Origin of the sequence: Roseibium sp., from assembly GCF_965232425.1 — a bacterium.
GTDB lineage: Bacteria > Pseudomonadota > Alphaproteobacteria > Rhizobiales > Stappiaceae > Roseibium.
Window position 1 is genome coordinate 365,184 of record NZ_OZ246971.1, and the last position, 17,915, is coordinate 383,098.

At 60.8% G+C, this 17,915-nt stretch carries 16 protein-coding genes; 6 read left to right on the forward strand and 10 right to left on the reverse strand.

The window, feature by feature from the left end; genetic code table 11:
• Positions 1-5 precede the first annotated feature (5 nt).
• Together ACO08A_RS01765 and ACO08A_RS01770 are read right to left on the reverse strand one after the other, a co-directional pair.
• Entirely contained in the window at positions 6-1,592 is a 1,587-nt protein-coding gene (locus ACO08A_RS01765) for a peptide ABC transporter substrate-binding protein (protein ID WP_422039556.1), read from the reverse strand.
• Positions 1,593-1,812: 220 nt separating this feature from the next.
• The gene (locus ACO08A_RS01770) at positions 1,813-2,355 is read right to left on the reverse strand and encodes a BA14K family protein (RefSeq protein ID WP_422039557.1); all 543 of its coding nucleotides are present in this window, start codon (positions 2,353-2,355) and stop codon (positions 1,813-1,815) included.
• A gap of 496 nt (positions 2,356-2,851) precedes the next feature.
• Here ACO08A_RS01770 and ACO08A_RS01775 point away from each other — a divergent pair, with 496 nt between their 5' ends.
• Positions 2,852-4,657, forward strand: coding sequence for an ABC-F family ATP-binding cassette domain-containing protein (locus tag ACO08A_RS01775; RefSeq protein ID WP_422039558.1), 1,806 nt, complete (start codon positions 2,852-2,854; stop codon positions 4,655-4,657).
• A 581-nt stretch (positions 4,658-5,238) separates the two neighbouring features.
• Here ACO08A_RS01775 and ACO08A_RS01780 read toward each other — a convergent pair.
• From ACO08A_RS01780 to ACO08A_RS01795, 4 genes are all read right to left on the reverse strand, one after another.
• Positions 5,239-5,775: a GNAT family N-acetyltransferase gene (locus tag ACO08A_RS01780; protein WP_422039559.1), complete on the reverse strand. Its 537-nt coding sequence runs from the start codon at positions 5,773-5,775 to the stop codon at positions 5,239-5,241.
• The gene (locus tag ACO08A_RS01785; RefSeq protein ID WP_422039560.1) at positions 5,772-6,329 is read right to left on the reverse strand and encodes a helix-turn-helix domain-containing protein; all 558 of its coding nucleotides are present in this window, start codon (positions 6,327-6,329) and stop codon (positions 5,772-5,774) included. The genes ACO08A_RS01780 and ACO08A_RS01785 overlap by 4 nt, the downstream gene beginning before the upstream one ends.
• Positions 6,330-6,782: 453 nt before the next feature.
• Positions 6,783-8,045 carry a beta-ketoacyl-ACP synthase II gene (fabF, locus tag ACO08A_RS01790; protein WP_422039561.1) on the reverse strand — a complete coding sequence of 421 codons (1,263 nt, stop codon included), beginning with the start codon at positions 8,043-8,045 and terminating at the stop codon, positions 6,783-6,785.
• A 96-nt stretch (positions 8,046-8,141) separates the two neighbouring features.
• Positions 8,142-8,561 carry a MarR family winged helix-turn-helix transcriptional regulator gene (locus tag ACO08A_RS01795; RefSeq protein WP_422039562.1) on the reverse strand — a complete coding sequence of 140 codons (420 nt, stop codon included), beginning with the start codon at positions 8,559-8,561 and terminating at the stop codon, positions 8,142-8,144.
• A gap of 138 nt (positions 8,562-8,699) precedes the next feature.
• On the opposite strand from ACO08A_RS01795, the gene ACO08A_RS01800 reads away from it, so the two are divergent.
• A complete protein-coding gene (locus ACO08A_RS01800) occupies positions 8,700-9,263 on the forward strand; it encodes an HdeD family acid-resistance protein (protein WP_319386506.1) in 564 nt (187 codons plus the stop codon).
• 255 nt (positions 9,264-9,518) lie between these two features.
• Positions 9,519-10,637 (forward strand): TauD/TfdA family dioxygenase, encoded by a 1,119-nt coding sequence (locus ACO08A_RS01805; RefSeq protein WP_422039563.1) that lies wholly within the window; start codon positions 9,519-9,521, stop codon positions 10,635-10,637.
• A gap of 449 nt (positions 10,638-11,086) precedes the next feature.
• Here the strand turns inward: ACO08A_RS01805 and ACO08A_RS01810 are convergent, their stop codons facing one another.
• The 4 genes from ACO08A_RS01810 to ACO08A_RS01825 form a co-directional block, all read right to left on the reverse strand.
• A complete protein-coding gene (locus tag ACO08A_RS01810; protein ID WP_422039564.1) occupies positions 11,087-11,785 on the reverse strand; it encodes a pseudouridine synthase in 699 nt (232 codons plus the stop codon).
• Between the two features lies 1 nt (position 11,786).
• Positions 11,787-12,803, reverse strand: a complete 1,017-nt coding sequence (locus tag ACO08A_RS01815; RefSeq protein ID WP_422039565.1) for a class I SAM-dependent methyltransferase — start codon at positions 12,801-12,803, stop codon at positions 11,787-11,789.
• A gap of 87 nt (positions 12,804-12,890) precedes the next feature.
• On the reverse strand, positions 12,891-13,469 hold the full coding sequence (locus ACO08A_RS01820) for a GDYXXLXY domain-containing protein (RefSeq protein WP_422039566.1): 579 nt from the start codon (positions 13,467-13,469) through the stop codon (positions 12,891-12,893).
• A complete protein-coding gene (locus ACO08A_RS01825; protein ID WP_422039567.1) occupies positions 13,466-14,827 on the reverse strand; it encodes a DUF2157 domain-containing protein in 1,362 nt (453 codons plus the stop codon). The genes ACO08A_RS01820 and ACO08A_RS01825 overlap by 4 nt, the downstream gene beginning before the upstream one ends.
• A gap of 384 nt (positions 14,828-15,211) precedes the next feature.
• On the opposite strand from ACO08A_RS01825, the gene ACO08A_RS01830 reads away from it, so the two are divergent.
• The 3 genes from ACO08A_RS01830 to ACO08A_RS01840 all read left to right on the forward strand — a co-directional run bounded on the left by ACO08A_RS01830 (position 15,212) and on the right by ACO08A_RS01840 (position 17,851).
• Entirely contained in the window at positions 15,212-16,222 is a 1,011-nt protein-coding gene (locus tag ACO08A_RS01830; protein ID WP_421982050.1) for an ABC transporter substrate-binding protein, read from the forward strand.
• 76 nt (positions 16,223-16,298) lie between these two features.
• Positions 16,299-17,090 carry an ABC transporter ATP-binding protein gene (locus ACO08A_RS01835; RefSeq protein WP_421982049.1) on the forward strand — a complete coding sequence of 264 codons (792 nt, stop codon included), beginning with the start codon at positions 16,299-16,301 and terminating at the stop codon, positions 17,088-17,090.
• Positions 17,087-17,851 (forward strand): ABC transporter permease, encoded by a 765-nt coding sequence (locus ACO08A_RS01840; RefSeq protein WP_421982048.1) that lies wholly within the window; start codon positions 17,087-17,089, stop codon positions 17,849-17,851. Before ACO08A_RS01835 ends, ACO08A_RS01840 begins: the two co-directional genes overlap by 4 nt.
• Positions 17,852-17,915: the final 64 nt, after the last annotated feature.

Genomic DNA, 17,915 nt, shown 5'->3' on the forward strand with positions numbered 1-17,915 from the left:
TGCGGTTACTCGGAAATGCTCATGAAGCGTGTCGGGTGAACGTTGAGGAGATTGTCCTCAAATCCGGACACCTTGTCGGACACCATGTTCATGGAACCGTAGTACATCAGCGGAATGAAGGGCAGATCCCGCATGAACATTTCTTCGGCCTGCTTGAGGATCTCCGCGCGTTTCTCCAGATCGATCGTCGCTGCGGCCTCATCCATCAGCGCATCGTATTCGGGGTTCTCGTAGCGCGCGTAGTTGAAGCCGGTGTTGTCGCTCTCGACCATGAATAGGAAGTTCTGCGGGTCGGAATAGTCGCCAATCCAGCCGGCACGGGCGATATCGAAGTCCTGACGGTCACGCAGCATGGCGTAGTGCGTCTTGGTGTCGGTGTTCACCATGGAGACTTCGACGCCAAGCGGCTTCCACATGTCGGCAATTGCGACGGCCGTGTTCTTGTGGTTCTCGGACGTGTTGTAGTTGATCGTGAGCTTCACCGGATTGTCCGGTCCGAAACCGGCTTTCTCCAACAGCTCCATCGCCTTTTCTTCACGATCGATCTGGGACATATCCATGTAGTCGGCAAAAGCGGGTTCGCCGTAGTTGCCGATGCCCGGCGGTACGAACGAGTAGCCGGCGACCATGGTGGAGCCCCAGATTTCATCCGCCAGGAACTCGCGATCGACAGCCATCGACAGCGCCTGACGAACCTCGGGGCTGCTCAGCGTCTCGTCTTCGTGGTTGAGCGCGTAATAATAGGTGCCGAGATAGGGCGCGACACGGAACTGATCGCCCAGGTTCTCCTTCATGAAGGCAACCTGTTCGGTGGGCGCATCGTTGTTGGTGTGCAGTTCACCTGCCTGGAACCGGCGCAGGGCCGCACCGCGATCTTCGGTCGGATAGAAGAAAACCGTGTCGATCTGCACGTTTGCCGCATCGTGGAAGTTCGGGTTCTTGACGGCCTTCACGTGTGCATTCGGAATGAATTCCGCGAGCACGTAGGCACCGTTGGTGACAATATTCTCCGGCTTCACGAAGTCCGTGCCGTGCGCTTCAACGGTGGCCGGATGAACGGGCAGCCCGGTCTGGTGCGTCAGCTGCTCGATGAAGTAGGGTGTCGGTGCTTCAAGCGAAATCTCAAGCGTCTTGTCATCCAGGGCCTTCACGCCGATTTCTTCCGGTGCGAGTTCGCCCTTGTTGACCTTTTCGGCATTCTTGATCGGGTAGAGGATATTGGCGTATTTCGCGCCTGTCTCCGGGGTCATGATGCGCTGCAGGGAATAGACGAAGTCGCCGGCAACGACCGGGTCGCCGTTCGACCATTTGGCGTCATCACGCAGCGTGAAGGTATAGACCGTACCGTCGTCGGAGATAGTCCAGTCGGTCGCAACGCCCGGAATGACCTTGCCGGCGGCATCATACGCCACCAAGCCTTCATAGAGGTCACGCAGGATATGCGCTTCGTAGGTTGTGGACGTCTTGTGCTGATCCAGTGTTTCCGGATCGGCCGTGTTGCCACGATGATAGACCACCTCGGCAAACGCGGTCAGAGATGTGGCAGCCATCAAGGCAGCCGCAAGCGCCGTCACACGCATGGACTTGAACATATCGCTCTCCCCTCTTGGGTTATAGTTGCAGCTTGAAACGATAGCGGACAAGATTCCACGCTCTTTACGCGCAATCAAGCATTCCCCGGCGGCATATTTCAACTACCGGGAAAGAAAGGCGATGTTTTTGCAGTTTTCGCGAAGATGCAGGAAAAATTTTCTCCACCTTCACGGCATCGTTATACCGACCGCTAAACGGGTGCGAAATTAAATTACAATTCTAACGGCAGAAACGATATTTTCCGCTGTAGGCCAGATAGGTGCCCGTGTTCGGATTGAAGGACTTGAACTTCCGAGAACAGTAAGCGACCCACTGAGGCGTGAACGGAGCGAGACCGGTCTTGGTGTAGGGCACGCGCCGGGGCTGGCCGACATAGCCTCCGCGTGGGGCAACGTAGACCCCTCTGGGTGCAATATAAAGCGGCGGCCTGTAGCGTGGCGCGACATAGCGCCGGGAGCGATACGGATAAGCGCGCCGGTCATAGGGGTGGTAATAATAGGGCGGGCCGTAGGGCCGGAACGGAGGTCCGGCAAACCCGCCGCGATAGCCGCCATAAAAGACGCCGCCACGATAGCCTCCGGTTCCGAACGCGAAGCCGACACCTCCGGTTCCTATGTAGAACGAATCGGCCTTGGCGGCTCCCGGTTGGACAGCGGCCGTCAGCCCGGCTCCGGCAAAAGCCAGCGCCATCGCAAGACCGAGTGACCTCAGTTTGCGTGCGAAATTCCCGGACTTCACGGGACCCTTGATCAGACAAAACATCTTCAGTCTCCTTCCGGCATTTCAGCCGGCAAATGGACGATAGGCCCCTGACCACGCGTTAGCTTAACCCATTTCCCGGCAAAAATCCGACAGAAAGCCATCAAAAATCCCGGAAGTCCTTTTCTGGCTCTCATTTATGGGTCCATCGCCTGGACTTGGCCGGTTTGGCGCTTGCGCGGCCGGGACAGGACCAGTAATACCGACCTTCATAGATCGAAACCCATTTCATGGCATCAAACCGGTCCACTCGGTCAGGCGTGGTGCGCAGCGCGATGCCGGCGCATCGGGCAAGCGCCGCAACGCAGCCGATGGCCGGTTTCATGCCACCGGAGGCCGGGTTCTTTTGCCCCAATGCCGCGTTGCGATTTGCTTGAAGTGCCGGCACAACCACGCAAACCGCGCCTTGCCTTGTGGCAAAATAATCCCGGTGAAATGGGTTTCTATCTATGGCGGTTGGTATAAACCAAGCGCCGTTCTTCACAGACCAAGGGAAACCATGGCCCCGCCCCTTCTGATACTGCGCGACGTTCAGCTGACCTTCGGCGGCACGCCGCTCCTGACCGGCGCGGACCTGTCCGTGTCCGAAGGTGACCGCATCTGCCTGGTCGGACGGAACGGGTCAGGAAAATCAACGCTGCTGAAGATCGCGGCAGGCCAGGTCGAGATGGACAAGGGCGAACGCTTCTTCCAGCCGGGACGCACAGTTCGCTACCTGCCGCAGGATCCGGATCTTTCCGCCTATGCCTCGACGCTCGACTATGTCAACGAAGGCCTGACCGAGGGGGACGATCCCTATCGCGGCGCCTACCTTCTCGAGGTGCTCGGTTTGAACGGACGGGAAGATCCAAAGTCTCTTTCCGGGGGTGAAGCCAGGCGCGCCGCGCTTGCGCGTACCCTCGCGCCGGAACCGGACATCCTGCTCCTGGATGAACCCACCAACCACCTGGACCTGCCGGCGATCGAGTGGCTTGAGACGGAGCTGAAGAGCCTCAAGTCGGCGCTCGTGCTGATCTCGCACGACCGGCGTTTCCTGGAAAATCTCTCGCGCGCGACGGTCTGGATTGACCGGGGCGTGTCCCGGCGCATGGACAAGGGCTTTGCCCATTTCGAGACCTGGCGAGACGAGGTCTTCGAGCAGGAGGAGATCGACCAGCACAAGCTCGCGCAGAAGATCAAGCGCGAGGAGCACTGGATGACCTATGGCGTCACCGCCCGGCGCAAGCGGAACATGCGCCGGGTGCGCGAACTCGCCGACCTCAGGAAACAGAAACGCGAGCATCGTGGGCCGCAGGGCACCGCCAAGCTCAATGCCAGCGATGCGGAGGCCTCCGGCAAACTGGTCATCGAGGCGAAGCACCTGGCCAAATCCTATGGCGGACGCAGCATCGTCAAGGATTTCTCCACCCGCATCCAGCGCGGTGACCGGATCGGTTTCGTCGGCCCCAACGGGGCGGGCAAGACAACACTCCTGAAGATGCTGACCGGCGAGCTTGAACCGGACGCCGGAACCAACCGGCTCGGCACCAGCCTGGAAATGGTCACGCTCGATCAGAAGCGCGAGAAGCTCGACCTGACGGATACGCTCTCCGCGGTATTGACCGGCGGACGCGGGGACATGGTGTCCGTCGGCGACGAGAGCAAACACGTGATGTCCTACATGAAGGATTTCCTGTTTTCGCCCGAACAGGCACGAACACCGGTCGGTGTCCTGTCCGGCGGCGAGCGGGCACGGGCGATGCTGGCGCGAGCGCTGGCGAACAAGTCCAACATGATGGTGCTCGACGAGCCGACCAACGATCTCGACCTTGAAACGCTCGACCTCCTGCAGGAACTTCTGGCGGACTACAGCGGCACGGCCCTGATCGTGTCGCACGACCGCGATTTTCTCGACCGGGTGGCCACCTCCGTGATCGTTTCGGAAGGAAACGGCGTCTGGCGTGAATATGCCGGCGGCTACACCGACATGCTCGCCCAGCGCGGCGAAGGTGTCACGGCCCGGAAGGCCGAGAAAGCCGCGCCGGCAAAGAAGGAAAAGCAGAGTCCTTCAAACGGTTCGGCGGAAAAACCTAAAGCAAAGTCGAAGCTCACCTTCACCCAGCAGCATCTTCTGAAAACCCTGCCGGACACGATCGAGCAACTTGAAGTGAAGCTCGAACAGCTTCAGGGCGAAATGAACGACCCGCAGCTTTACGCGAAGAACCCGGAGAAGTTTGCCAGGCTCTCGCAGCAAATCACTGACCTTGCTGCGGAAAAAGACGCAGCGGAAGAACAGTGGCTCGAGCTGGAGATGCTGAACGAGTGAGAACGGCGCGCGGAGCTACCAGTCGCTCATCATCAAGACAGTGCACCTCTTAAAGTAGATTTTCTCTTCTTTTCAATCCTGGGATTAGATGCTGCGCGCTCGACGGTCCAACTCAAGAGACGTCAGTCGCAGGAAACGAAAACACTGTGCTTAGCCTGAAATCAGTTTCTTTTGTTCTTTTGTGTGTCTTGCTGATCAGTTGCCAGTCCAGCAGCGAAAATGGCACATCTGAAGTATCGTTTGCCCAGAGCAATTGCGAAAAGTCCAAGGCAGCGGGGAACTACAACACCGTGGAGGGCCGCGCGGTGTCCAATCTCATTTGCTCGGGCAAAACCTTTCCTGACTACAAGACATACAGCACGGCTGCATGGCGTGAAATGACCCGCCAGGACGGGTGCAAGCAGGCAACCGGAAAACTGTGCGAGGACTAGTTCTCCTACAACCGTTTCACCTTCGATGCCCTGCCTATTGGCGACGAAACGGTATGGATGCCATGGTCGCGCCTTGGCATGGCCGGAAGGGAAGAGGTTTGGACAGTGTCCAGACTGCCGGGCATCGATTGCGCGCAGCCCAAACGTCTCTCAACGCAGATCCTTGTAAAAGACGGTTGTCGCATCGAGATTTCCGTGGCTGCCATAGGCGTAGTCGGGAATGATGCCGACTTTCCGGTAGCCGCATGTGGGGTAGAGCGTTTCCGCGCGATCGCCGGTGACGGTGTCGAGCACCAGCAGCCAGCGGTCCAGTGACAGGGCAAGGCCGTCGATTGCCGCCATCAGCCGGCGCGCCAGGCCCTTGCGCCGATGGTCCGGATGGACCATCAGCTTGGCGACCTCGGCCCGGTGGCCACCATTGTCCTGCGGGGCCAGCGCCAGCATGACGACGGCGGCGATCGCTTCCTTGTCCCGGGCGACCATCAGGAAGGCTCTGCCGTCTTCCACGGCCGCCACCTGTTCCCGCCAGAAAGCCTCGGCCTTTTCCTGACTGAGCGGCAGGATGAAACCGATCCCCGCCCCGTCCTCGACGCAAGCCCTGAGCAAGGCTCCAAGAGCACCGGCGGATGTTTGAATCTCCGTTGCGGACAACAGAAAGACAGGAGGTTCGGGTCGAAATCCGGTCATGGCGTGATCACCGTCAGGAAATAGCGGGCCGGCTTCGGACCCGGTGCGTGGTAGGCGTTGGGGGCATTCAGACGGAAGCGCAGGCAGTCCCCGGGTGCGAGGTCATGGCGCGCATCGCCAATGGTCATCACGAGTGCGCCCTCAAGCAGCACCAGGTGATGTTCCAGGTCAGGCAGGGGCGGGACGGAATAGGAAATCGTAGCGCCCGCTGGCAGTTCGCCCTCGATCACGCTGCCGCGGAAACCGCTTGAAGCGGGCGACACGCTGCGCCGGCGAAAGCCGGTTGCCGGGTCTTCCCAAAGCGGCTGATCTGCCCGCGCAATCCTGGCGTCATCGGCAGGTGCGCCGAAGCCGAACAGATCCGCCATCGTGATGCCGAAGGCACGAGCGAGCTGTCCGAGCACGACGGCCGTCGGGCTGGTATCGCCGCGCTCGATCCGCGAAAGCGTTGCCCGGCTCACGCCGGACCGTTCCGCGAGTTCTTCCAGTCGCCAGTCACGCGCCTTGCGCAACCCCGCGATCCGCCCACCGATGTCAGGTTCCGTGTCAGTCATTGGATTTTCCCATTAATGAGATTTATCTCATATATGGGAAAAAACTGATCGCCAAGCCTGATTTTTCATCAGCGCTGGTCATGCCCGTTCTTCCAGACGCCACCAGTACGGTCTCGAAGGATGGACCGCGCCCTTGGTATCTGCCGCCGATCCCTCGAGACGGGCCCTTGGCCCTCCTCAGGATGAGAAATGTTCTGGGGCCAAGGTCCGCAAATTCGCCTCCTTGATTTCAGCTGTCACTGCCAGACCTGATCTGGCAATCCAAGCCCTTGCCTCTCAACGGTGACAGGCCTTGCAGCCGGACAGGGAATGGCATGGCTGCCATGGTCAAGCCATGGCATGACCTGGAAGGCGAGAGGTTTGTATGGGGTTGCCCCCTCCTGCGTCACCCTGGACAAGCGAGCCGGAAACCCGGTTGCCCGCCACAGGGCACGCTTGTCAGACCGCCACTTGTCAGATCCTGGAAAATACCGCGCTGGCATTGACGCCGCCGAAACCGAACCCGTTGGTCAGGACATGATCGACCTGGCGGCCGATCGCGCTGCCGGGCACCATTTCGAACCGCGCCATGGCTTCGTCGGGCATTTCCAGATTGCGTGAAGGCGGCAGCTGGCCGGTTGTCAGCGCCATCACGCAGGCAACCGCCTCCACAGCTCCGGCAGCCCCGAGCAGATGGCCGAACATGGACTTGGACGAGGACACTGCCAGGTCCTTGCCGCGCCCTTCAAACAGCGTCGTCAAGGCCGCGATTTCCGCCGCATCGCCGACCGGGGTCGAGGTCGAGTGCGCATTGACATAGCCGATGTCGCCGGCTGTCAGCCCTGCCGTCGAGACCGCCTTCTTCATGGCGCGCAACCCGCCCTCGCCGTCCGGAGAGGACGCGGTGACATGAAAGGCGTCGGCGGTGGTGCCATAGCCCTTCAGTTCCGCAAGAATGGTGGCACCCCGCGCCTTCGCGTGTTCCATTTCTTCCAGGATCAGAATGCCGGCCCCTTCCCCCATGATGAAACCGTCCCGGTCCTGATCGAACGGCCTTGAGGCGTGGGCCGGGTCGTCATTGCGCTTGGAGGACATCGCCTTGGCGGCGCAGAACCCGGCATAGGACACCTTGTCAATGCAGGCTTCGGTCCCGCCGGCGACCATGACATCCGCTTCCCCGGACCGGATCAGCCGGGCGGCGTCGCCGAGCGCCTGCAGGCTCGCCGCGCAAGCGGTGACCGGCGCGCCGATCGGGCCTTTCAGGCCGTAGCGGATCGACACCTGTCCGGCGGCGAGGTTGGCGAGAAACGAGGGCACAAGAAAGGGCGACGCCCGGCGCGGTCCCTTTTCATCAACCAGCCGGGTCCCGGCGGTCATTGCCGGAAAGCCGCCGACACCGGTCGCGATGATCGTGCCGGTCCGTTCCTTTTCTTCCGGTGATTCCGGCTGCCAGCCGGACTGCGCGAGCGCTTCCTGAGCCGCGCCCATGGCGAAATGGATGAACCGGTCGGAGCGTCTTTGTTCGCGCGCATCAAGAACCGCGTCAACATCGAACCCGAATTCGTCCTCGTCCTTCGAGGGAACCTCGCCGGCGACCTGGCAGGCGAGATCGCCCGGATCGAAGTGGCTGATCCGGCGGATCCCGTTCGCGCCTGATGTCACGCGTTGCCAGAAGCCGTCCAATCCTGTCCCGAGCGGCGAAACGATTCCCATACCTGTTACGACTACCCGGCGCATCACTACCTCGTTCTGTCTGGTGCTGTCAGCGCCCGGCCCGTTGCCGGACCCAGGCCCTGTTCAAGGCTCTTCAGAAACTGATTCAAAGAGCAGGCTTCATAGTTGCGAAAGTCTTTGCAACACATTGATTGTCTTTAGGAACTCTTCCGTTCCAAGAAGTTCTTCGACGTCTTTTTGCGCTCTCCGCCACAGTGGAAGGGCTTCCTGCAGCAAGGCTTCACCCTTGTCCGTGACACTGAAACACTTGGCCTTTCCGTCCGCTGCCAGAGCCGAGACAACCAGGCCGTCACGCTCCAGGAGCGCGACATTGCGCACCAGGGTCGTCCGGTCCATCGACAGCCGCTCGGCCAGGTCTGCGGTGCTCCGCTCCCGAACCTGCCTGATCGCGACCAAGACCGAAAACTGGCCGGCCGTCATCCCGACCTTGCGGGCCAGACGGTCATAGTGCCGGCTGACGGCCCGCGCCGCCTTGCGCGCATTGTCGAGAACGCAAAGTGAGAAGTCGTCTTCTTCCATGCCACGTTGTGTGCATATACACATCAAATGTCAAGCCCGGTAATCCCCAGCCCTAACCGACCGGAATGTCATCAAGATTTTGTGATTTCCTGCGAAGCGGTTACGGTGCGGGAGCAACCGGAACGTGAGGAGGTCAAAATGGCAGATGCGGTTCAGGCTGTTGAAGACATGAAAGCGAAAATCCAGGAGAACTGGGGCTGGTTCCTGGCTCTCGGCGTGGCACTGGTCATTGGCGGGATCATCCTGATCGCAGCGCCGCTCGCAACGTCCATTGCCGTGACGATCCTGATCGCTGCGGTCCTGTTCGTCGGCGGTCTCGTGCAGATCTACAATGCCTTCAAGACGCAAGGTACGACCAGCTTCATCTGGAATCTGATCACGGGCATCATCGCGGTGATCGGCGGCGTCGTGATCTACCTTAACCCGCTCGCGGGGACCTTCGCACTGACCCTCGTGATCGCCGCGATCTTCGTGGCCCAGGGCGTCAGCCAGATCCTGCTGGCATTCAAGCTGAAGCCGCATGACGGTTGGGTCTGGGTGCTCATCGCCGGGATCGTCTCGCTGCTGGCCGGGATCATGATCTGGATGGACCTGCCGGGCTCCGCCGCCTGGGCCCTTGGCTTGATCGCCGGCATTTCCGTCCTGGTCAACGGCTGGAGCTATATCGCCATTGCGCTGGCGGCCAAGGCATCCAAAGGCTGAATTTACCCGGCCCGTGCAATGACTTAATTCTTATCCGCGCCCGGCAATTTCCTGTTGCCGGGCGTTTTTATCGGTGGCATCTTGCGGCGCAGTTGTTCCTCGAAGGCGATGCCTTCCAACCGGCCTTTTCGGATGCTTTCAATTCTCGGGCGCAGTCCCGGCAATCCGCATAACAAAGCCTACTGGTGGTGGCCGCCTCCCGCCCGCCGTTGATGATTGTCCAGTCTCCCTGAAACACATCAACGGATCTCATTCATGACAACTGCAAATCTGCGCGGTGAAGACCGCGTGCTCAATGTCGTCTGGCCGAACGGCACCAGCGCCGACTTTCCCTTTCTGTGGCTTCGCGACAATTGTCCGAGCGGCTTTCACCCGGACACGCATGAACGCCAGTTCGACCTGACCAGTATCTCGCCGGATCTGGTTGCCAGCGGCGTTTCCGTGGACGGTGGCAACATCGTCATCACCTGGGATGGCGAAGCCCACACCAGCCGCTTCGATCCGGAGTGGCTCTTCAACCACCGGCCAGGCATCGGCCTTGAAGACCCGGCAAAGGTGGAGCCGATCCACTGGCGCGGTAACATCCCGCAGGAAGATCTGCCCCGCGCAGACGCAGCAGCACTGATGTCGGACGACACCGCCCTGCTCGGCTTCCTGATCGAGGCCAAGCGGACCGGCCTTGCCTTTGTCGATGGCATGTCCGGCGACGCGGATGCCGGCATGGCCATGGCACGGCGGATCGGGTTTCTGCGGGAGACCAATTTCGGCACGACATTCGAGGTGATGTCCAAACCGAACCCGAACAATCTCGCCTATACGTCGCACGCCCTGCCGCTGCACACGGACCTTGCCAACCAGGAACTGCCTCCCGGGTTCCAGTTCCTGCATTGCCTTGCCAACGAAGCTGAAGGAGGCGGCTCGACCTTCTGCGACGGGTTCGCCATTGCCGCCGATCTGCGCGAAGAAGATCCGGAGGCGTTCAGGCTCCTGTCGCAAACGCCGGTGCCGTTCCGCTTCCACGATCAGGACTACGACATCCGGCGTCATCACACCGTGATCGATCTGGATCCGTTCGGCAACATGCAGGAACTGCACTTCAATGCGCATCTTGCCGGTATTTTCGATCTGCCGGCCGCCCTCATGGAGCCTTACTACCGGGCCTACCGGAAGGTGATGCAGATGACGCGATCCCAAACCTATGTTCTGACGACGCGTCTCAGGGGGGGAGAAATGGTGATCTTCGACAACCGGCGCGTGATGCACGGACGTGCGGCCTTCAACCCCAACACGGGCTTCCGCCATCTGCGCGGCTGTTACGTGGACCGGGGCGAATTCGACAGCCGCATCCGCGTTCTCAGCAGAGACAACAGCTAGCCGGGAATGCGCATGACCGCCCGGGCTTCTGTTGGAGGGCCGGGCGGCTTGATTGTCGCGCAGCCGGGAATGCAGCGGGGATCCCTGTCCCGAATTTCCGGTGTTCAGAGCCGAAAAGCGAGTAGGCCCCGGATCTGCGCGTTGCTTGTCCGGGGCGACCAAATGGGAAGACGTATTTCGCCCATCACAATGGGCCTGTTTCGCTGAGGTTATCAATCCTCGACCTCATCCTGAGGAAGGCCGCAGGCCTGTCTCGAAGGATGGGCAAATGAACAGAGATGCCAGCCGCCCATCCTTCGAGACAGCGCTAGCGCGCTTCCTCAGGATGAGGATATTCAATTCAATCGTCACCCCGGACAAGCGCAGCGCAGATCCGGGGTCTACTCGCCTTTGTGCTTGCGCTGAGCGGATGATTGACTGCTGAAGTCAGGCAGCAGATGCGCGGTACATCACGAGAAGATGAGCGCTATTTCCTCTTCTGAAACCACTTTCCAGCCGCCCTCGTCCACACCATCCAGCCCGAGGGAGCCGATCCTGCTGCGCTTCAGCTCTGTCACATGGTTGCCGGTCGCGGCGAACATGCGGCGGACCTGGTGATAGCGGCCCTCATGCAGGGTCAGGCGTGCGGCCCTTTCGTCGATGACCTCCAGTTCGGCCGGCTTCAGTGGCTTTTCCTCGCTTTCCAGCATCATTTCCCCGGACGCGAACAGACCGGTCTCGGTCCCGGTCATCGGACGGTCGAGCGACACGTCGTAGACTTTCGGCACCTCCGATTTCGGCGAGATCACCTTGTGCAGGAAGGTTCCGTCATCGGTGAACAGCAGCAGGCCCGACGTTTCCTTGTCGAGGCGCCCGATTGTCGAAAGCGCGGGTTTGCGCACGCGAAACCGGTCAGGCAGGAGATCGTAGACCAGTCGGCCCTGGTCCTTGGCCGAGCAGGTGTAACCGACCGGTTTGTTCATCAGGATCACGACGCCCTGGGCCGGGTCGAGCGGCTCGTCATCGAACAGGATATCTTCATGCGCGGTCCTGCTGTCCGCCTTCAGGCGGTTGCCGTCCTTGTCGGTGACCCAGCCATTGCGGATTGCGAGCTGCATTTCCTTGCGGCTGCCGTAGCCGAGATTGGCGAGAAGCTTTACCAGCCGCATGTCATCGCCCTCCCTTTGCCTTCACAGCCCTGATCACCTTGTATCCGCCCTCATCGGCCAGCTGCGTGACATCCGCAAAAACGGCTGACAGCGTTCTTTCGTATGGCAGATGACGATTGGCAACCATGTAGAATTCACCGCCGGGGCGCAGACCAGCGGCAGCCGCCTTGATGAAACCCTGCCCGACATCGGCGCGGTCGGCCTTGCCGGTCTGGTGAAACGGCGGATTGGAAACGATGAAATCGTAAGGCCCCTCGATGCCTTTCGTGACATCGCACCAGATACCGTTCATGGTCCTTTTGCCCTTGAACGCCGACAGGTTGTTTTCCGCGAGATCAAGCGCGCGCTTTTCGGCTTCATAGAGATCGATCGCAGTCACCTTGGGCGCTTTTTCAAGAACCGTTCTAGCCAGGTATCCGAATCCGGCGCCGAGGTCGGCCCCGCGTCCCTTGAGCGTCTCGGGAAGCATTCCTGCAAGGAGTTTCGACGCCGAGTCGATGCGATCCCAGGCGAAGAGGCCGGGCCTGCTGAAATAGGCCCCGTCCAGGACTTTCCTCGGCGCATCAAGCTCACGCCACTGCCGCAGGAGCGCCGTGTCCACCCGGCCCTCATGCACCTGTCCCCAGACGGCCCGGCACTTGCTCTTGGTGAGTTTGTCGACCTCCCCGATCAGATCCGACAGGTCCTTTTCAACCGTCTTTGCTCCCTCCGTGTTGGGGGCACAGGCGATGACAAGCCCGCCCGCCTTTGCCCGCGAAACGGCCTCGGCGAGCTGCGCCCGCGCCTCCTGTCTCTGCCGCCCGGGCAGGACAAGGACGGCGTCAAACTGTCCGTCCGGCGCTTCGGCAGCGACCTTGAAACCGGACTTTTCCAGAGCGTCCCGGTCGGGTGCGAAGCTCTGTACGCATGTGAGGTCCAAGTCGTTGACGGACGCCAGCGCGCGGCCTGCGCGCGCGCGCAGAAACAGCACCGATGCCGACCTGTCGAGGTCGACGGCTTCGGTTTCAAGAGGCAACATCAGCGTCTCTAACGCAGGATCGGACATGAAGGACTTTCGCAGCTGTTTCGGATCAATGCTGGCTCATACAGCCAGCCTTGCCCGCCGTCAAAAACTACCGTCCGACTTGAAGACCTTGCCGTCGACCAGCAGGTTCAGCGGCAAGGAGCGGCCGTCCCCGGCGATCGCCACTTCCAGCAGGACCCGGCTGGTATCGAGCCTTTCGATCTCGCGGCCTTCTCCCTCGGGCAGAAAAAAGGCATCGATGCCGTAGTCGATCCAGACCGTCTCCGCGGTGCTGGACCTGACACGTCCCGCAATCGCGAGTTCGCCGGATTGCGGGCGATCCGGTGAAACGGAAACCGGACGCGCAGCGCCCTCGCCCTCCTGTTCAAGCGTGACAAAGACCGTTTGACCGGCCTTGAGGCTCTCCGCCCCCTCCATGGTTCTCGGAAGTCGTCCGATCGCCAGATTGATGATGACGTAGTCTCCCCTGAGGAGATCCCTCGGATCGACCGGAACCAGCTCCAGGGGCACCACAGCGCCCGACATCTGCACGTCGAGCCGGTCCACAAGCGGAACGGAGATCAGGGCAAGCTGCAGTAGCGCCAGAAGGCCCCACTTCAGGTAGGTGAGCGGGACACTTGAACGCCGGGCCAGGCCGGCGTCTGCCGGGACATCGCTCATGACGGGGCCTCCCGTTTACCCGGTTCGACGGGTGCGGACGGTGCGCCGCTTCTGAAGACACGTGCAAGCCACAGCGCAACGCCGAGCAGGAGGACACCCGCCACCAAGAAAAACACGGATTGCCCGAGCAGCGTCCCGATCGTGACCTGCAGAAGCCAGAGTGCGACCGCCGTAAGCCCGAGATAGGAGCACAGCATCCAGTAGCGATTGTTGAACCATGTGGCGAGGGCACACAGTCCGACAAGCGCCGACATGGATGCGGCTGCCAGCACGAGCGTGTTCGATGTGACCACCGGCATCAGGACGGCGAGAAGCGCCAGGCCGGTTGCACCGAACAGCGCCTGCGCCTTCGCGGTCTTGTAGGACAGCAAAAGCCCGGCAACGAGAAGAGCGACGGCGGCAGCAAGCGGGACAAGCGCCGGCACCGTCCAGATCGCGGCACCGTCGACATCCGATGCGAGTTCGGGAACCACGATGAGCGCGGCGACAACAAGCGCGTTCAACACCAGAAACCCGGCATCCTGCAGGGACCGGCTCATCAGCCAGCGGCCATGCGAACGCGCCGGCAACTCGCTGTTCCACTTCACGAAAAGATCGGCGATCGGATCGATCAGCACCATGAGCACCGCCAGTCCGCCAGCGCCTGCGAGCGACATGGCAAGCGCAAACCCGTCACCGGCAGAGTGCAGATCGGCGGATTCGGCCAGCCATCTGCCAAAGGTCACCCACAGCAACAAAATGGCAAGCCAGCGCGACAATCTGGCGGGAGCGAAGATCGCGTGGGCAAACACCGCAATCAGGATCGCAAGGCCGATCAGGTCCTGAATTGTTGTCGTTTCCCCCAGATCGGCGCGGCTGAACTGCCAGGTCAGCGCGGCGACCGCGGCCACGGTCAGCGACGCTTTCGATCCGGTGAACCAGGCCGCCGCCAGAGCGCCCATGCAGACGAGAAATGCACCTCCGGCCCAGTCCTCGGGCAAATGAAACATCTGCCCGACAAGAGCCATGCCGCCGACGAAAACAAGGGTTGCAAAGCCGGTGAGAAGGTCGGCAATACCCTTTCGGCCTTTCGTGGCGGCCCGTGCCGCCGCCAGATGGCTGGCAACGAGCAGCACCGTTATCCCGACAAGCTTTACGGTTTTCGGAATGACAGCCCAGTTGGCCGCGATAAAGGCGAACAAGGCCAGGGCAACGCAGATCATGCCGATCCCGGCCAGCGCCATCGGCAGCCGCGACCGTCCGTCCTCGCGCTCCTGATCGCGCAGGATCGAGGCGGCACCGGACGAACTGACCCATCCTTTCGCCACCCAGTCTTCCAGGTCGTCTTTCAGTCTTTTCCTGTAAGCCCAGTCGAACATCGATTTCCGTCGGAAGCGCCTTGTGTTGTTCGGGTGAAACTTGAATGTGATAGCAGGCCCGGTCGATTCAACAGGGCCCTGGTTGGGGGTTGGTGCGGCCTCAACAGAATAAGGTGTCACCACGCGGGTTCGCAAACAGGTATTTTCATGCTGATCCTTGCCGGACCGAAGCGCGCGCGGTGAATCGCGGAGTGCCGGTTTCCGTCAGAAACGTCAGGTGTTTCCAGCGTTCCAGGACCAGCGGCGAACAATCCCGTCCCGTTGTCCCCGGCGTAAATTTCAACAGGCGATTGACTATATTGAAGGCACACAAATATCGTGCTTGATTTTTGTGCAAGCACCTTTCACACTTCGCCGGAAAAATCGAAAACACAGGGGAACAACATGCGTCTTTTGAAAAGCGCCGCGCTCGCATTGATGATCAGTGGAGGCAGCGCGTATGCCGAGACCGATATCAAATTCACACTGGACTGGAAATTCGAAGGCCCGTCGGCGCCCTTCTTCATTGCTCTCGACAAGGGCTACTTCAAGGACGAGGGTCTGAACGTGACCATCGACAGCGGCGCCGGTTCGCGCGAATCGCTGCCGCGCGTCGCGACCGGGACCTATGACATGGGCTTCGGCGACATCAATGCGCTCATCAAGCTGATGGACGAACAGCCGGATCTCAAGGTCAAGGCCGTCATGATGGCCTACGAAACACCGCCGTTCGCCGTGATCGGCCGCAAGAGCCAGGGCGTTACGGAAGATCCGAAGTCGCTTGAAGGCAAGACACTGGGCGCCCCGCCGCCTGATGCCGCTTTCGGACAATGGCCCGCCTTTGTGGATGTCGCCGGCCTCGACACCAGCGGCATCACCATTGAGAATGTCGGCTTCCCGGTTCGCGAGCCGATGCTGGCGCAGGGACAGGTGGACGCGATTTTCGGATTCTCGTTCTCCTCCGTCCTGAACCTGAAGGCACAGGGTGTTCCGGAGGACGATATCTCACTGATCCTCATGGGTGAAAACGGCCTCGACCTCTACGGAAACGTGGTCATCGCCAACACCGACTTCGCTGCCGAGAACCCGGATGCGGTCAAGGGCTTCGTCAAGGCTCTGACCAAGGGCTATCTCGACGCGATCGCCGATCCGGCCGCCGCCATTCCCTATGTCATGAAGCGGAACGAAGTCCTCGATGAAGCCGTCGAAGTGGATCGCCTGACGATGGCCGTCGAAGGTTCGATCGCGACACCGGCCGTCAAGGAAAACGGCTTCGGTGGCGTCGACATGGAAAAACTGGCGAAATCCATGGAGTACCTTCAGACATCCATGGGTGTCAGCGATACGCCGCCGAGCCCGGAGAAGGTTTTCGACAGCAGCTATCTTCCTCCCAAGGAAGAACGGATGGTCAAGTAATCCCACCGCTTCTCCTCAAATCAATCGCTTCTGCGGTCAGCATGATGACCGCAGGAGCCCTGTTTCGGACCTCGTCTTGACCGGATTTGTAGACCTCAGAAACGTGCGCCTGTCCTACGGCCAGGCAGCCGATGCGACCCTTGCCCTCGACGGATTGGACATGAGCATCCAGGAAGGTGAGTTCGCGGCCGTCGTCGGCCCGTCGGGCTGCGGAAAATCAACGCTCATGAAACTCGCCACCGGGCTGATCAACCCGCAGGAAGGAACCGTCGAAGTTGCCCACCAGGAGGTGTCGGGACCGGTTTCCATTGCGGGCATGGCCTTCCAGAACCCGTCGATGCTGCCCTGGCGCAGCACGATTTCCAACGTGATGCTGCCGCTGGAGATCGTCCAGCCGCACCGCGCCAACCTGCGGCGTGAAAAGGCGGCCTACACGGCAAAGGCGGAGGAACTGCTCAAGCTTGTCGGCCTCGGCGGATTCGGAGAGAAATTTCCCTGGCAGCTGTCCGGCGGCATGCAGCAGCGCGCAAACCTCTGCCGCGCGCTCATTCACGATCCGGCCTTGCTGATGCTCGACGAACCCTTCGGCGCGCTGGACGCCTTCACGCGCGAGGAACTCTGGCAGGTCATGCGCGACCTGCATGCGGAAAAAAGCTTCACGGTCATCCTCGTCACCCACGATCTCAGAGAAGCCGTTTATCTTGCAGACACCGTTTTCGTCATGAGTGCGCGACCGGGCAAGATCATCGAGCGGCGGGAAGTCTCCTTCCCCCGGCCCCGGCCGATCGACCTGATCTACGAGGCGGCGTTCAATGACATCGTTCACGACCTGAGGGCGCTGATCGCGGAAGCGAGGGTGGCGGCATGACCTCTTCGCGCTGGATCGCTCTCGCCCCCTGGCTTTGGACGATCGGACTGTTCCTGGTCTGGGAACTGGCGGTCAAGATTTTCGATCTGCCGGTGTTCATTCTGCCGGCGCCGACGGACATCTGGGCCGCGATCGTGAAATACTGGTCGCCGATCTGGAAGAATTCCGTGCAGACGCTGTTCACCACCGTTGCCGGCTTTCTGCTCGCCGTCGTCGGTGGACTTGCGCTCGGTCTTGCCATCGGCTGGAGCCGTGCGATCTATGCCGGTCTCTACCCGCTGATGATCGGCTTCAACTCCATTCCGAAGGTCGCGGTCGTTCCGATCCTGGTGATCTGGTTCGGCATCGGAACCATTCCGGCTGTGCTGACCGCGTTCCTGATCGCGTTCTTCCCGATCGTTGTGAATGTCGCCACGGGTCTTGCGACCATCGAACCGGAGATGGAAGACGTCCTGCGCGCGCTCGGCGCCAAGAAGCTGGACATCATGCTGAAAGTCGGCATTCCGCGATCGATGCCCTATTTCTTCGGCTCGCTGAAAGTGGCGATAACGCTTGCCTTCGTCGGCTCGGTCATTTCGGAAACCGTGGCCGCAAACTCCGGCATCGGACACATGATGCTCGCTGCGCAATCGCAGTTCAACGTTCCCCTCGTATGGGCCGGACTTGTCGCGCTCGCGGTGCTTGGCATCGTGATGTATGCGATCATGGCGTGGCTGGAACTACGGATGACCGGCTGGGCGCACCGCGGCAACAGGTCCTAGGGTCAGGACCCATTTCAGAGCCTCTTTCCGGGGAACACCACAAGGGGGCTCTGGAGGGGCGTCC

Excerpts from the sequence above, each read along its gene's own strand:
- ACO08A_RS01840 (WP_421982048.1), top strand. The coding sequence starts at position 17,087 with ATGACCTCTTCGCGCTGGATCGCTCTCGCCCCCTGGCTTTGGACGATC.
- ACO08A_RS01775 (WP_422039558.1), top strand. The coding sequence starts at position 2,852 with ATGGCCCCGCCCCTTCTGATACTGCGCGACGTTCAGCTGACCTTCGGC.
- ACO08A_RS01815 (WP_422039565.1), bottom strand. The coding sequence starts at position 12,803 with ATGTTGCCTCTTGAAACCGAAGCCGTCGACCTCGACAGGTCGGCATCG.
- ACO08A_RS01805 (WP_422039563.1), top strand. The coding sequence starts at position 9,519 with ATGACAACTGCAAATCTGCGCGGTGAAGACCGCGTGCTCAATGTCGTC.
- ACO08A_RS01795 (WP_422039562.1), bottom strand. The coding sequence starts at position 8,561 with ATGGAAGAAGACGACTTCTCACTTTGCGTTCTCGACAATGCGCGCAAG.
- ACO08A_RS01785 (WP_422039560.1), bottom strand. The coding sequence starts at position 6,329 with ATGACTGACACGGAACCTGACATCGGTGGGCGGATCGCGGGGTTGCGC.
- ACO08A_RS01810 (WP_422039564.1), bottom strand. The coding sequence starts at position 11,785 with ATGCGGCTGGTAAAGCTTCTCGCCAATCTCGGCTACGGCAGCCGCAAG.
- ACO08A_RS01820 (WP_422039566.1), bottom strand. The coding sequence starts at position 13,469 with ATGAGCGATGTCCCGGCAGACGCCGGCCTGGCCCGGCGTTCAAGTGTC.
- ACO08A_RS01825 (WP_422039567.1), bottom strand. The coding sequence starts at position 14,827 with ATGTTCGACTGGGCTTACAGGAAAAGACTGAAAGACGACCTGGAAGAC.
- ACO08A_RS01800 (WP_319386506.1), top strand. The coding sequence starts at position 8,700 with ATGGCAGATGCGGTTCAGGCTGTTGAAGACATGAAAGCGAAAATCCAG.
- ACO08A_RS01830 (WP_421982050.1), top strand. The coding sequence starts at position 15,212 with ATGCGTCTTTTGAAAAGCGCCGCGCTCGCATTGATGATCAGTGGAGGC.
- fabF (WP_422039561.1), bottom strand. The coding sequence starts at position 8,045 with ATGCGCCGGGTAGTCGTAACAGGTATGGGAATCGTTTCGCCGCTCGGG.
- ACO08A_RS01770 (WP_422039557.1), bottom strand. The coding sequence starts at position 2,355 with ATGTTTTGTCTGATCAAGGGTCCCGTGAAGTCCGGGAATTTCGCACGC.
- ACO08A_RS01765 (WP_422039556.1), bottom strand. The coding sequence starts at position 1,592 with ATGTTCAAGTCCATGCGTGTGACGGCGCTTGCGGCTGCCTTGATGGCT.
- ACO08A_RS01780 (WP_422039559.1), bottom strand. The coding sequence starts at position 5,775 with ATGACCGGATTTCGACCCGAACCTCCTGTCTTTCTGTTGTCCGCAACG.